The sequence below is a fragment of the Pantanalinema sp. genome (assembly GCA_036704125.1).
Taxonomy (GTDB): Bacteria; Cyanobacteriota; Sericytochromatia; order S15B-MN24; family UBA4093; genus JAGIBK01.
Genome location: DATNQI010000054.1, coordinates 1 through 13,332, shown reverse-complemented (window position 1 = coordinate 13,332; position 13,332 = coordinate 1). Strand labels below are relative to the sequence as shown.

General features: G+C 61.1%; 14 protein-coding genes and 1 tRNA gene. 9 read left to right on the top strand and 6 right to left on the bottom strand.

Going from position 1 to position 13,332, the window contains the following annotated elements; translation table 11 throughout:
• Window positions 1-17: 17 nt before the first annotated feature.
• From V6D00_08465 to V6D00_08445, 5 genes are all read left to right on the top strand, one after another.
• Window positions 18-203: a DUF542 domain-containing protein gene (locus V6D00_08465; protein ID HEY9899198.1), complete on the top strand. Its 186-nt coding sequence runs from the start codon at window positions 18-20 to the stop codon at window positions 201-203.
• A 42-nt stretch (window positions 204-245) separates the two neighbouring features.
• A complete protein-coding gene (locus V6D00_08460; GenBank protein ID HEY9899197.1) occupies window positions 246-482 on the top strand; it encodes a DUF2249 domain-containing protein in 237 nt (78 codons plus the stop codon).
• A gap of 184 nt (window positions 483-666) precedes the next feature.
• Complete coding sequence (locus V6D00_08455) at window positions 667-1,593, top strand: multicopper oxidase domain-containing protein (GenBank protein HEY9899196.1); 927 nt, start codon at window positions 667-669, stop codon at window positions 1,591-1,593.
• Between the two features lie 3 nt (window positions 1,594-1,596).
• Window positions 1,597-2,742, top strand: a complete 1,146-nt coding sequence (locus V6D00_08450; GenBank protein HEY9899195.1) for a PAS domain-containing sensor histidine kinase — start codon at window positions 1,597-1,599, stop codon at window positions 2,740-2,742.
• A 52-nt stretch (window positions 2,743-2,794) separates the two neighbouring features.
• Window positions 2,795-2,867: transfer RNA gene (locus tag V6D00_08445), tRNA-Ile, on the top strand.
• A 101-nt stretch (window positions 2,868-2,968) separates the two neighbouring features.
• Here the strand turns inward: V6D00_08445 and V6D00_08440 are convergent.
• The 5 genes from V6D00_08440 to V6D00_08420 form a co-directional block, all read right to left on the bottom strand.
• Window positions 2,969-4,108, bottom strand: a complete 1,140-nt coding sequence (locus tag V6D00_08440) for a site-specific integrase (GenBank protein HEY9899194.1) — start codon at window positions 4,106-4,108, stop codon at window positions 2,969-2,971.
• A 43-nt stretch (window positions 4,109-4,151) separates the two neighbouring features.
• Window positions 4,152-4,349: a helix-turn-helix domain-containing protein gene (locus V6D00_08435; GenBank protein HEY9899193.1), complete on the bottom strand. Its 198-nt coding sequence runs from the start codon at window positions 4,347-4,349 to the stop codon at window positions 4,152-4,154.
• A gap of 115 nt (window positions 4,350-4,464) precedes the next feature.
• On the bottom strand, window positions 4,465-5,154 hold the full coding sequence (locus tag V6D00_08430; GenBank protein ID HEY9899192.1) for a recombinase family protein: 690 nt from the start codon (window positions 5,152-5,154) through the stop codon (window positions 4,465-4,467).
• Window positions 5,155-6,072: 918 nt separating this feature from the next.
• On the bottom strand, window positions 6,073-6,918 hold the full coding sequence (locus V6D00_08425) for a helix-turn-helix transcriptional regulator (protein ID HEY9899191.1): 846 nt from the start codon (window positions 6,916-6,918) through the stop codon (window positions 6,073-6,075).
• 138 nt (window positions 6,919-7,056) lie between these two features.
• Window positions 7,057-7,464: a helix-turn-helix transcriptional regulator gene (locus V6D00_08420; protein ID HEY9899190.1), complete on the bottom strand. Its 408-nt coding sequence runs from the start codon at window positions 7,462-7,464 to the stop codon at window positions 7,057-7,059.
• A gap of 180 nt (window positions 7,465-7,644) precedes the next feature.
• On the opposite strand from V6D00_08420, the gene V6D00_08415 reads away from it, so the two are divergent.
• A complete protein-coding gene (locus V6D00_08415; protein ID HEY9899189.1) occupies window positions 7,645-8,532 on the top strand; it encodes a hypothetical protein in 888 nt (295 codons plus the stop codon).
• A 513-nt stretch (window positions 8,533-9,045) separates the two neighbouring features.
• Window positions 9,046-9,588 carry a hypothetical protein gene (locus V6D00_08410; protein ID HEY9899188.1) on the top strand — a complete coding sequence of 181 codons (543 nt, stop codon included), beginning with the start codon at window positions 9,046-9,048 and terminating at the stop codon, window positions 9,586-9,588.
• Window positions 9,589-9,835: 247 nt separating this feature from the next.
• On the opposite strand, the gene V6D00_08405 is transcribed toward V6D00_08410, so the two are convergent.
• Complete coding sequence (locus V6D00_08405) at window positions 9,836-10,564, bottom strand: hypothetical protein (GenBank protein HEY9899187.1); 729 nt, start codon at window positions 10,562-10,564, stop codon at window positions 9,836-9,838.
• Between the two features lie 1,030 nt (window positions 10,565-11,594).
• On the opposite strand from V6D00_08405, the gene V6D00_08400 reads away from it, so the two are divergent.
• Window positions 11,595-12,926, top strand: coding sequence for a hypothetical protein (locus tag V6D00_08400; GenBank protein HEY9899186.1), 1,332 nt, complete (start codon window positions 11,595-11,597; stop codon window positions 12,924-12,926).
• A 193-nt stretch (window positions 12,927-13,119) separates the two neighbouring features.
• Window positions 13,120-13,332: type I restriction-modification system subunit M N-terminal domain-containing protein (locus tag V6D00_08395; GenBank protein HEY9899185.1), on the top strand; the 213-nt coding region annotated here is incomplete at its 3' end.

Sequence of the window (13,332 nt, the reverse complement as noted above, 5' to 3'; positions counted from 1 at the left end):
TGGGTCAAGGAGGATCGATGACCACCAAGCCACTCGCCGAGCTCACGCTCCACGAGATCATGAAGCAGAACCCCAGGGCGATCGGCGTCCTGAACGCCCACCTGCTGGACACCTGCTGCGGGGAGCACCGCACCCTCGCGCAGAACGCCAAGGAAGCGAACGCTTCCCTGGAGGCCGTCGTCGCGGAGCTCGAGAAGCTTTAAAGGGCTTGCGCCCGAGCGCGCAGCGTCAAGAGAGGAACGATCATGAGTCAAGATAACCCCGTCGTCGTGGACGTCCGCCCCATCCCCCCTCGCGAGAAGCACCCCGCCATCTTCGGGACGTTCGATGGCCTCGCCTCGGGCGAGAGCTTGATCCTCGTCAACGACCACAGCCCCACTCCGCTCCTGTACCAGTTCCAGGCGGAGCGCCCCGGGCAGTTCACGTGGACGGCGCTCGAGGAAGGCCCCGTCGAGTGGCGGATCTCGATCGGTAAGAACTAGCTCTAGCAAGTCAGCGGAAGGCCAGCGGGGATTATTCCCCGCTGGCCTTCCGGCGTGCGGGAAGGCTTGACCTCGCCGCTCGGGCCTGATAGATTTGCTGCGTCGTAACATCTCTTCACAGTGAAGGGTGGTGGCGCCTCATGGCCTCGAAGCGCGACGGGCGGAGATTGCTTGGCAGGTCGGGATGTCCATGAGGATCGCGGCGGTGACCCTGGCCGTGATCGGGGCGTCGATCCTTCCGGCCGAGGCCGAGCGCGTCCCCTCGGCCACGCCCGACGCCGGGGTCGTGAATCCGCGCCTGCCGCCCCGGTCCGCGGGGCGCACGGTCCACTTTCGCGTGGTGGCTCGGGACGCCGAGGTCGCGATCGCGGGAGGCGTGCGCATGCGCGCCTGGACCTTCAACGGCACGGTGCCTGCTCCGACGCTGCGCGCGCGGGTCGGCGACACGGTGCACGTCACGTTCATCAACCGCGGCTCCATGCCTCATTCGGTCGATTTCCACGCGGCGCGCATCGACTGGAAGACCGCCTTTCGCACCATCGCCCCGGGCCAGAGCCTGGAGTTCACCTTCAAGCCGCGTTATGCGGGCGCCTTCCTCTACCACTGCGGGACGCCGCCCGTGCTGCTGCACATGGGCAGCGGCATGTACGGGGCCCTGGTCGTCGATCCGAGCGAGCCGCTTGCGCCGGCGCGCGAATTCGTGCTGGTCTACAGTGAATTCTACATCCGGAAGGCAGGCTCCAGCTGGCGCCCCGATTACCCGCGGATGCTCATGGGCCAGGCCGATTACACGGCCTTCAACGGCCGGGCTTTCCGGTACCGAGAGTCCCCGCTGCGCGCGCGCGTCGGGGAGCTGGTCCGGATCTACCTGGTCAACGCGGGCCCGCGCCGCGAGTGCGCCTTTCACGTGATCGGCCAGCAGTTCGACACGCTCTACCCCGCGGCTCCGCCGCAAGGGGCGCTGCACGGCGTCCAGACCTACGCCGTGCCGCCGGGCGGCGGGGCGGTCTTCGAGATCCTGGCCGAGCAGCCGGGCACCTTCCCGTTCGTGAACCACGACGTCGGTCACGGCGACCAGGGTGCCTTCGGCCTGCTGGTGGTGGGGGGCTAGGCCATGGCTGGCGGTTCGAGCCTGGAGCCCGGCATCCTGCAGGCCATGCTGGAGCATGCGCCCGACGCGGTGGTCGTCATCGAAGAGTCGGGGGCCATCGTCTTCGTGAATCGCCAGACCGAGCTTTACTTCGGCTACGGTCGCGAGGAGCTGCTGGGAAAGCCCATCGAGCTGCTGGTGCCCGAGCGCTTCCGCAGCATCCACCCCGAGTACCGCCGCGGCTACTTCTCCCATCCGGCCGCCCGGCCGATGGGCGCGGGGCTCGAGCCGAACGGGCGCCGCAAGGACGGCAGCGAGTTTCCGATCGATGCCAGCCTCAGCCCGATCAGGACGGATCGCGGGCTTCTGGTGATGGCGATCGTCCGGGACATCTCGGCGCGCCGCCGCCTGCTGGGCGAGCTGTCGCGCAAGACGGCCGACCTGGAGGACGCCGTCCGGGAGCTCAGGGAAGCCGATCGCTACAAGGACGAGTTCCTGTCGGTCATCAGCCACGAGCTCAAGACGCCGCTGAACTTCGTCCTGGGCTTCGCGAGCATGCTGGACGAGGAGGTGGAAGGGAGCCTCACTCCGGATCAGCACGAGGAGGTGAAGCGGATCCTCGAGGGCGGCCAGCGCCTGCTCGGCATCGCCAACAACCTGATCGACATGGCCGAGATCGTGGCGGGGCGATTCGAGCTTTCTCCCTCCTGGGTGGACTACGCGGCGCTGGTCGAGCAGGTCCTCGCCGAGCTGCGGCCGCTGGCCGAGGCCAAGGGCCTTCACCTCGAGGCGCGGGTGGATCTCGCGGGCGAGCTTCACCTGGACGGGCAACGCATCCACGAGGTCCTGGTCAACCTGGTCGACAACGCCATCAAGTTCACGCCCGCGAGCGGCGCTATTCGCGTGCGTGCCTTCGAGCGGCGAGGGGAGCTGGTGACCGAGGTGCAGGACACGGGGATCGGGATTTCGCCCGGGGACATCCGCAAGCTCTTTCACCCCTTCAGGCAGCTCGACATGAGCGCGACGCGCCGGGCCGGCGGGACGGGGCTCGGGCTCAGCCTGGCCAAGGCCTTCGTCGAGGCTCACGGGGGGCGAATCGGGGTTCGCAGCCTGCCGGGCCAGGGCAGCACCTTCTGGTTCGAGGTCCCGCTGGGAAAGCCGGAGGAATAGCCGCTCCAAGGGTCGCTCGCAGTCTGGTATGCTAGACTAAATCATAGTTTCCGGAGGTATAGCTCAACGGTCAGAGCAGGGGACTCATAATCCCTTGGTTCTGGGTTCGAATCCCAGTGCCTCCACTCTTAAAATCTAGGTTTTATGTGGGTTCCCGGCGATCTCAGGGTCGCCGGGGTCTCGTCATTTTGGGGCCTGACTGCCCAACTGACTGACCAAGTCGATCTCAGTGGTTCCCGGTCAAGATCGAGTTCATGGTCTTGGCCACCTCACGCTTCGTGTCAGGAAGGACGTGCGCATACAGATCCATGGTGATCCCGATCTGGCTGTGGCCGAGATGGTCTGACACCAATTTCATGTTGGTATTCTCGGCTATCAGGAGGCTCGCACAGCAGTGGCGCAGATCATGGAACCGCTGACGAGGGAGGCCAAGGTCGGCCAGCAATCGCTGGAAGTGGTGAGTGATGTTACTGGCGTGGATGGGCGCCCCGGTTGGTGTGGTGAAGACCAGCTTCAGCGTGTCTTTCCACGCAGCACCTGACCGTAGCTTCTCGGCTGCTTGCTTGGCTCGGTGCTGTTTGAGGCTCTTCATGATGACATCCGGGACCGCCAGCGTTCGCCGGGATCGGGCGGTCTTCACGTCCACCAGCTTAAACTGGCCTTCGATCCACTGGAGGTTGTTCCGAATCCGGATAACACCCGCTTGGAAATCGACGTCATCCCAAGTCAATCCGAGCGCCTCGCCTTGGCGGAGCCCGGTCGCAACGACTAGGGAGTACAGGACCTCAAGGCGATCGCCCTTGATGCTCTCCAGGAATGTGAGGACCTGGCTCTTGCTCAGGGGGGTCACTTCCTTGTGGGGAAGCTTCGGGGACTTGGTACGCTCAACGACGTTGCGCCCGATCACGTCCCAATCGACGGCCTGCTTCAGGGCCTGGAAGAGCACCGCTCGGATGTACTGGACGGTCCGAGGAGACAAGCCAGCAGCTTGCTTGTCGTTCATGAATCGCTGAACTTGCTCGGCGGTGAGCTTGGCCAGCTTGACGTTCCCAAGCTGCGGAGCGATGTGCAAACGGACCAGTGCGGCATAACGAGCAAATGTCGAGGGCCTTACCTTTGGCTTGGCTGTCGTAGCGAGCCATCGATCGAGGAACTGCTCGACCGTCGTGGTGCCATCGGCGGGCTTAATACCGAGTTGAAGGTCCCGCTGAGCCTTGACCAACTGGGCACTCACCTCGGCACGAGTCTTGCCATAAAAGTGCTTACGACGACGTTTCCCGCCCTCGTACCCGAGATGCAAGACCCCCATCCAGCGCCCGTCTTGCCGCTTCGTGATGTGGCCTTCGTTGCGGCCTCGCCGTGCCATAGGAACCTCCTTTCCGTGGAAGTGAGGCCGGGAAGGCCGTTGCCTAGCCAGCCTCGGTGTACTGCTGTTCGAGATACTCGCGCAGCGCCTCACTCGGAATACGAATCGAAGTGCCGATCCGGGAGTGACCGATCTTCCCTTCGGCAATCAGCTTGTAGATCAGGTTCTGGGAGACGGCGAGCTGCTCTGCCACCTGCTGGACCGTGCGGAACTCCTGGTCCACGAATTTCATCACTTTCATAGGCACCTCCCACATTCATCCTCTTCACCCCGTAAACGATCGTCGGGGCGAGAACGGGGCGGCCTATGCAGTTAAATCTTGGTTAACCGCTCCAGGTACTGGTTAGCAGAGTGCTCTATGCGTTAGGCCCGAGGCGCTTGATGATCCGCTGGACGGTCATGGCCTCGAAGGGCTTGTTGTGGCGGGTGACCTCACCGGCCTGGTTGAGATGTTGGGCGATCGCACGCAGGCTCAGGCCCTGAGCGCGCAACCGCATGATCGTAGGGACGATGGCAGTGTACTCGTCGCGAGCAGTGCGGGAAGCCTTCTGGCCTGCCGCCTCGGCTCCCTTACGTCGGGCACTGTCAGTCAAGTTCTCTGGCTTGCCCAGCTTTGCGCCACGCTTTCGAGCGGCTTGGAGGGCGGCCTTGGTCCGCACGGAGATCAGCCGCGCTTCCTCCTCGGCCAGTACGGCGAGGATCTGGACCGTGAAGCGGGTGGCGGTGGGGTTGTCCACAGCGACGAAGTCGACCCCGCTCTCCATGAGTCCGGTGATGAAGTGAACGTTGCGCGCCAGCCGATCGAGCTTGGCGATGATCAGCGTGGCCTTCTCGCGCTTGGCGTGGGCGAGGGCCTTCTTCAACTCGGGGCGGTCGTTCCCCTTGCGGGTGCCGCTCTCGACGTCAGTGTACTTACCGACCAGCTCCCAGCCACCCCCGTTCAGGTAGCTGACGACAGCCTCCTGCTGGGCCTCTAGGCCAAGACCTGAGGAGCCCTGGCCTTGGGTGCTAACCCGGTAATAGGCAACATACCGACCGTCTGCCAATTCGGTGACCTCTCATCCGGCTTTCCGAATTAACTGTAACATCATCAAGAACGGTCGTTCAAGCATGTGTTACATAAAAGGCTGTTAAGAATCAGATATTTGACCGTCGTCCACTGGCTCGATAGGGTACCCTATCAACGTTTAGTGTTGCATCGGTGGTTAGCGGGCCGGGGGGTTACGTCCGGCTCGTTCGCTCACCCTGTTCTATGAGGGGTTAGACGGGGTTATAGTGGAGTGCTCGATCCAAGCGTCGTCCGTGCGTGTCTGGGCTAGTAGTTAGTAAGTCCGGAGTAGCGGTCGACTGGTAGGCACGAGCAAGGGCGAGGATGGCATCCGCAAACTCTGAGCCTGCCAGGCGGGTGCGAGATTTCGCATAGGGCCAGATGACCTCACCTGCGCTAGACCTGGAAGCCCTGGCGTTTGCTCGAACCTTCGCATCGAAAGCAGGCGCACCACCCCAAACCAACAAGAGGGCTTTGCTCGTGCCGGTGACGAGTGGCGCCGCCGTGACCTCGCGTAGAGCGTCATAGGCGGCTGCCAGATCGGCTCGGTGATTCTGATTAAGAGTGTCGAGGTCCACTTGGTGAAGACGCCGAAGGTAAGGCCAGGCACCACTCAGCAGCACACGCAGCTTTTCCTTGGGCCTTACCCCCACCCTTGCCATTCCCCAGGCTATGAGCCCCCCATGCAGCTTGTCGGCCAGGTCATTGTCCGGGTCTCTTCCCTGCGATAGCAGATCGTTGGCATAGGTCCAGCACTTGTTCCAGGCATCATCGTAGCGAGCACGATTCCTAGGTGCATACCCAAGCGAATTTTGCGTGATGTTGCTCTGGTTCACTTTACCTCCCACGGTCTAGGAGCCATTCAGTGAGGGGCGCTGTATGACCAAACATGCCGAGGATTGATGACTTGGCCCTGCTATTCTTCTGGCTTCAGTTGCCCCTTCTTACCCGACCGTCGAGAGTTCGAGCGGCTCGGTTGGAGTGCCTCCTCTAGCCAGGTGATCTCGATGTCTCGAGTCCTGCTCATGCGTGCTTCAAATTTCCGGTCGGTAAGCGGAACCTGGGTAGGGCTATCAAGCCTGAGAATCATCCATCCTCCAAACTTCAGGTAGTCGCCCTGGGCCTGGCAATGCTCAATGCGAACCTCGACAACCTCTGCGACGAGCATGCCATCAGCCTCCATTGAGGCGGCCTTGCTTGGCTGTGTGCTCTGCCGCTGGAGAGCAGCCAGTAGCTCCTGCTTCATCGTCCCTGATCGAAACACCAGCGGGATCAAAACTGTCGAGTGGAGGAGGTGGACATCGCCTAGCCACATGACTTTAGCGGACGAGATATTGCTCAGGAAGGCGACTGTCTCTAGCCCCTCCACATCCTCCTGTCGCAGGAGAGTGGTCCGGTTGAACTTGCGGGTGGCGTCGGCAACAGAGGCCAAGCGCAGCAGGTCCAGTCCGGCCTCCATCGGCGATTGCTCGCACAGCCCACGGGGCAGATCTGAAAGGAACCAGCCAGGTGGTTTTGAATACATGGCTGCGAGGCACTTCAGTTCGGCCACATCGATCTTCCTCTGGCCGTTCTCTAGTTCTGAGACAATCGACTGAGGGATGCCCAGTCGCTTAGCGACTTCACGCTGGCCCAGTTGAGCCTCTTGGCGCGCTTGGCGCAGCCTTGATGCCAGCTCCGAACGCTCACGTTCAGTCTGTTTTCGCCAGTAGGTAATAGCCCTGCCCTCCCTCTTTGCTGAGGGTAGGACACCTGATTGCATATCCCAAAATCCAATCAGTTGGGTACAATGCATTTGGATGAAACAACATGGAGGTGCCATGCCACTCAAGGAACCTCTTGTCGTCCTGCTGCCGTCGGGCGAATCGATATTGGTCTGGCCGCCTGAGGGCGAAATGAGCTACTTATCTGTAGCGTTCGGTGGCGGTGTGTCGGCCTCCGGGATTTCATCCTTATAGGCCCGTACCACCTTCAGTAGCATCCGTCGGTGATCTTCAGGAAGGCGGCGGTAAACTTCGGCAACCTCCTGAGCCTCTGCTTCGACTCCGGAAGGAACGGGTTGCGGCCCAATCAAGTCAACAGGGCGACCTGCGATCGCGAGCAGGGTGTGAGCCGGGAATTGGTACAGCTCGGCCATGCGAATGAGCAGTTCCCTCTTCGGGATCGCCACGTAAGCACCATCCGGTGTACGGCCCACTTCATAGCTCCGTAGGGCCGTGTGACTGATTCCGAGCTTCTGTGCAGCTGCCCTTTGGCTCAGCCCACGGGCCTCCCGAAGCTCCTTGAGGCGCGCACCAAGGTCCGCCACTGCATTTCCCCTTCCAGGTTTGGCTCACAACCAAACCAAGGGTAAAGGAATAGCTAATTGCTCATGTGGAATAGTTTTTGTTCGGCAGGGTACAAGCAAGCAAACACCACAATGGCGCTCGATGTGAAACGAAGAAGTCAGGATGCTACGCGATCTGACACCATAGAAAGAGAGCAGACAATGACCACCATGAAAGCCTTGTACATTGCCGCCCTGACCTCACTGGTCGCCCTCCCCCTCACGGGTTGCGATCAGGCTCCCACGAGCCTCGACCCCAAGGTCGCGTCCCAGGCCTCTACCACCGAGCCCTCGCCCCCTTCCAACGGCATTGTCCTCAGCGTTCTTGGGGTCGCCAATGCCACCGTCGTGTCGGCGAGCGTTGCAGGGAGGTATGTGGGGGTCTCAATCGCAGGCTACCCTGTGAAGCGCGTCCCGGTCCAAGAGCTACCCACAAATGCTTCCAACGTTAACTTCTACAAGCCCCACGTGAGCGGGGTCGAGGACCGGTACGTTCGCTGCCCCCGAGCCGAGGCCACGGTCGCCACCTACCAGCCTGAAGGCTCCCTGGAGGCGATAAAGGGAAAGATGGGGTCAGTCGAGAGCGTCGGCGTAGTCAAGTATGAGTACCAAGAGGGAAATTATAGCGACTCGGTCACCCTCCTCTTCCCGGAGAACACTGCGACCGCCCCAGTCGAATACGGGGCCGAGGGTTTCCTGCTTTCCGGTACCAACCAGTACGACCCTGTGACCCAAACCGACTACTACACCTTCCCCGCGACCAGAACCAGGACTTTCGACCAGTATGACAGCCCCCCTTCGACGATGTTTGCGGTCGACCTAGCCGTCCGGGTGAAGGGCTCGGACGGGAAACCAATCTCGGGGCTCAAGGCCGGGAACTTCTGGGTCACGGGCGATAACTGGCAATCGGTGACAACTGCAACCGAGACCGAGGCCGGGTTATACCTGGTCCGGGGCCACATGGCCTCTCAGGGCGAAAGCCCGACCCATGCCCTCCGCGTGAGCGTCCGAAATGCCATCTCCCCCGTAATCGTCCCTGTGTCGAGGTAGACGGGTATCATCGAAGAAGTAGCAAGGGGGCCGGGCAACTTACCCTCTTGCTTTGACCGACGCAATAGTTACCTCTCGTTGACCCATTGTGTTCCGATTCCCTGACTGGAGGTATCAATATGCGCTTAAACCTGCAACTCACCCCAGACCAGGCTCGTTCGATCATCCATGCCTGGGCCTTGGAGAACCGGATGGCTGCCAGCGATCGCAACTCCATCTACCAAGGCGATCGGGAGCCCCCGTCGGGTCTGTCGGCATGGACGCATGGGCTAGCGGGCTATATGACTGAGGGCCAAGACCGTCACCGTTGGTTGACGGCTGACTTCGACTTGGGCGAGGTCCTCCTGCTACCGGAGGGCAACTGGATCTACCGATATTCGGGGGACCAAAAAGGTCTAAAAAGCTTTGCCCGATACCCCGTGCCCGGTCTCAAGTGGGAGCAACTCCCAGTCATCGACCAGCGGTAACGGCAATCATCAGGCTGCCGGCGGCGAGCCTGATGCGGAGATAACAATGACCTACCCCGAGTTCGAGAAAGCCGAGTACGGCGCATACCTCGATCCCTCAGCCTACGAGGATCCATGTGGTGCCCCCGACCCAGAATCCCCCTGGAATGACTGGTGGCAGGAGGTGGCAAGGGGTCGAGTGGGCGCCAACTTCACCATACTCATACTCGGCGACAAACGGTTTCCTGAGCTGGAGACGCCTACCCGTGTGCTGGCGACGCTCGTGGCCTTTGCGATTCGCCAAAACCCCGATGTCAACATCACACTCCAGATTTGTCCGACCGGGGGAACCCTCCTGCTAAGGCTTCTGGCCTCCTGGTCTGTCGTGCCGCTCTTGGAAACGCTGGACAGGGCCTATGGAAAGCTCGACGTCGAGATCGTAGAGGCTCCGCTCGATCCACCTCCGGACCTGGTGGTCCACTTTCCCATACTGGCCTTCCAGGAGCAGAAGATCGCAAAGGTAGCCCACGATGTTAAGGTGGCTGGGATTCCCGTACACGCGTTCGGCTGGGACGGGTTCAGTACGATCGGCCCAATGAGTGGACCATAATTGGCAGCGGGCGAATCTGGTAATGAGGACGCTCTCCAGGGCGTCGGCGTCACATTCGACCTGGTGCAGGCACATCCGTGTGATCGAGGCAGGCCAGACCACTTCATCGCCATCCTGGCATGCTATTGGCGGAGAGGTCCTCGAAAATCGCTGAGGACCTCTCCGTCGTGTGAGTTGCAGGCCGATTAACCGATCATCGCCGACTCAAACGACACGCACATCGTCACCTGATGGCGATGGCTGGCGCCTAGTTGCACTGAGAAAGCAGCGTTTGCAGGCTGTCAAAGGAACAGACGTTAGCCTTGAAGGGCATCATGGCCGAGGCATCATCCAGTCGGCGAAGCCAGGGCGTCCGACTGATGCCCTCGTCATGGAGGTCCAGCACCACGATGACGCCGTCATGCTTCTCGGGGTTCCTGGCCTGGGTGATCCGCTGTTGGAAGGTCTCAGGGGCCTGCCCGCCCATGGCGAACAGGATGGTTCCGATTCCAGGGTGCTCCAGCATGTCATCATCACGACTCCGCAGAGGAACGACAACAACTTTCTCCCCCTCGGCCAACCAGGACTCACGGTCAAGTTTCGGATTGGGGTTGAGACCCGTATGCAGGACGCTATGGAGAGAAACGGCACTATCGGCCCCATGCAGCCGGAGCAGCCCGTCCAACTTCCAAGCAGTGGCAACGTTTTCAACGACCACCAGCACGTTGCCGCGCATGGGCAAAGTGCGGAGGACGATCGCCTCGACGAAGGCGAGCATCGCCTCTGAAGCGTAAGCCGTTCGCGGGTCCGGATGCCGCCCCATCCAGCCATAGACCTGCTCCGGAATGACCACTTGGAAGTAGGCAAAGGGGCGAAGCTTTTCAGGGACGCTCTGTTCATAACGCTGCGTGGGATGGCGCAGGCCGATAACGGGCGGCGTGGGAACAGCCATGGGCCTGGGAACAGCCAGGGACTTGTGACCATTGGGCTTCATCATGATGATCCTCCTTTTTCAGGTGAATGAGGGGCCTCATCACGTAGACGCTCCAGACAGCAAAAACGGGGCGGATTGCTCCGCCCCGTGAAAAAACGCCATTCAAGTCAGCAGCCAAGTGTACACGGTTGCTCAGGTTCATGCAAGCCTATTTGAGAATCTCATGGAGGTGGTGTCGAAGGCTCTGCTTGCTGAATGACCGGTAGCGGTTGAGTTCATCCTGTGAGCCAACTAACGAGGCGCTGTACAACACGGAAATGCGGCAGAGCATTTGAGGCTGAGGCCGAGCTTCAGATGGCTCAGTCAGAATCACGGGTTGCATGAAGGCAGATCTCCCCCAAGTCTTCCGCATACTCGCGCATGGTTTCGCTCGAACTCCCTCCCAACCCTCGTTTAAGCCTGAACGCCAGCAGTATGTCGAACTATTGTTCTGATTTGGCAACACCTCCCGAGGCATCAGAGGCCCCCCGTCCAGGAGCCAGATCATGATCTGCCATGCTAAGGACAGAGGCTCGGTTCAGCCTCCTGCACCACCCTACGACCTGCCCCATGCGTTCGGCCTCTATGACGCTCATCAGGTAGGTGTAAACGGGCAGCAGGTTCCACAGCACCCTCCGCTTCACTTGGTCGTCATTTCGAGCCGGAGGATGGCCTGGACGCAGGGCAAGTCCGTCTGGAGCAACGCCCCGGGGCAGCCAGGCCGATGACAAGAGCCGTAGGAGCAGTACAGGCGCGTCAGTAGCCTGGTTGATTGATTCTATTGGTCCCTGGTGCCTAGTCGCTTGATGACGTCCTCATATCGTGGGTACGGTCGGCATCGGTGGCCAGCCCCTTGCCTACCTCTCTGGGTAACGCCTGGACATACGCAGCGGTCAACAAGGCCCACGTGGGGTGCCCAACAGTCCGCCTCCCTGCATCCGGCACCATCCAGCCCCTCTCGTCTTCAACATTCTCCGCCCCGTTTGCTCCTCAGCGAACGTCTACGAAGTAAAGCGCCCCTCGTGGGAGAGGCGTCTGTACGGAGAGCGTGGACGTGGCCGCCAATTCCTGCAACCCCAACACCTTGGCGCCGACCGAGGTCCCGGAGATCTACCGGACCATCGCGGTCCAGAACTGCATCGGGCTTGGCCGCCCTCCGAACGCCGACGTCGTTCAGTATGCGATCGAGCAGGGCCGTAAAGCCGTCGCAGCCCTGGGGAGTTCTCGGCCTCCAGCCCTGGACCCGAGCGCCTCAGACGACGAACTAATCGAATGGCTGAAGGCTTGGTTCGGCCTCGTCCTTGGGGAGCTTCTGCGGATGCGGTGGGTTCAGGTCTTCCTGGTCCGATCCGAGGAGGTCAAGGACTTGGTCGATCGGCATCCCAGTGCCGAAATCTTCTCGGTCATCGCCATGCGGGGCAACTATGGACGCGCCCCCTATCTGCACGTGGTTGGTGTCAGAAAGGCAACTCAGACCCGCAAGCTCGCGAGCACCTATATGGACATGCGGTACATCCGCTTGCACCGGCTCATCATGGCGCTGGCCCGGCAGTATCTGAAGAACAAGCGCGGGACACCCAGTAAGTACTGGCGGGAGGTCCACCACCTGTCGTTGCAGATCTTCAACAACCTTTTCTCGGCTTTGCTGGTGCTCAGCAGGGGCGATCATCTCCTCGTCCATAAGGACATTGACCCTGCTGGGGCAGGGGTCCGGATCGAGAGCGGGTTGATCGACGACTGGGTGATCGATCGCATCAACCAGGGGGAGGGCTTGCTGCGGTTGGTGGTGATCCACACGCTCCGCGCTGAAGACGATCCGGCGATCGCCGACCGGCGGCATGAGGCTTTCCCAAGCGGCCAGGCGGGGGCTGGCGGTCCTGGTCACGGTCCAGACACTATGGGGTTGGGAGCACTGACGGATGATCAAGCTCATGGTGTTGACCTGGGAGGTTTCCAGCATGGGGTTGGCCATGGACATGTGTTGGAGGGAGGAGTTACACACCCCGATGAAATCTCGATCCTAGACACGCCGAATGTCGAGCCTCTCAATCCTGTTGCGAGTGGCTCCTCGGCAGCCCATCCCAGGCTTGGAGTCCAGTCTTTTCGGGCTTCTGGGCGCTACCGGAAGCGTGCCCATGCCATGCGGGATGTCTTCAACCTCCTCATCAAGCTGGGCGGCCAGTCCACTATTGCGACCATTGGAAGTATCATTTCTCAGCAACCACAGTGGGTCAGAAGAGTGCTTGCTGACTTGATCGCCGACGGTTTTGTGAGTCGTCCTCGCCGGGGGATCTACACGGTGGCCAACTCTTTCCCTGTCGTCCACAACAAGCGGTCTGCGGGGTTGGGAGGTCAGCTGGCGAGCCCTCGTGGGTCTCATTGCTGAGCGACTGGTGTCCAAGCGATGGCATACGGCTTTTCGCTGACGTTGTTGTGTCCATATGGTCGGTAGTGGAGCCTTCCGGGCCAGGAGCGGATAGCCGTGGCTGTGCCCTGGTCTCGATCTTGCCTGGGCTGCTATGATAATCACGTGAGGTTGCCTGCTCAGCGAGAGCAGTTGGTTGTCAGGAGAAGTGCCCGTGGCCCGTGGAAGGAAGGTGTCTACCAGCGATCCTGCGCCTGCTCAAGCCCTTGGGTTCGAGGAGAAGCTGTGGGCCGCTGCCGACAAGATGCGCGGCCACATGGACGCGGCGGAGTACAAGCACGTCGTCCTCGGACTTCTGTTCCTCAAGTACATCTCGGACGCCTTTGCGGAAAAGCATGCTGCCCTGGAAGCAGAGGCCGGGGCTGAG

Bases quoted from the DNA above. Each gene is read 5' to 3' on its own strand.
- V6D00_08450 (HEY9899195.1), top strand. From the start codon at position 1,597: ATGGCTGGCGGTTCGAGCCTGGAGCCCGGCATCCTGCAGGCCATGCTG.
- V6D00_08415 (HEY9899189.1), top strand. From the start codon at position 7,645: ATGACCACCATGAAAGCCTTGTACATTGCCGCCCTGACCTCACTGGTC.
- V6D00_08435 (HEY9899193.1), bottom strand. From the start codon at position 4,349: ATGAAAGTGATGAAATTCGTGGACCAGGAGTTCCGCACGGTCCAGCAG.
- V6D00_08460 (HEY9899197.1), top strand. From the start codon at position 246: ATGAGTCAAGATAACCCCGTCGTCGTGGACGTCCGCCCCATCCCCCCT.
- V6D00_08425 (HEY9899191.1), bottom strand. From the start codon at position 6,918: ATGCAATCAGGTGTCCTACCCTCAGCAAAGAGGGAGGGCAGGGCTATT.
- V6D00_08455 (HEY9899196.1), top strand. From the start codon at position 667: ATGTCCATGAGGATCGCGGCGGTGACCCTGGCCGTGATCGGGGCGTCG.
- V6D00_08465 (HEY9899198.1), top strand. From the start codon at position 18: ATGACCACCAAGCCACTCGCCGAGCTCACGCTCCACGAGATCATGAAG.
- V6D00_08410 (HEY9899188.1), top strand. From the start codon at position 9,046: ATGACCTACCCCGAGTTCGAGAAAGCCGAGTACGGCGCATACCTCGAT.
- V6D00_08405 (HEY9899187.1), bottom strand. From the start codon at position 10,564: ATGATGAAGCCCAATGGTCACAAGTCCCTGGCTGTTCCCAGGCCCATG.
- V6D00_08440 (HEY9899194.1), bottom strand. From the start codon at position 4,108: ATGGCACGGCGAGGCCGCAACGAAGGCCACATCACGAAGCGGCAAGAC.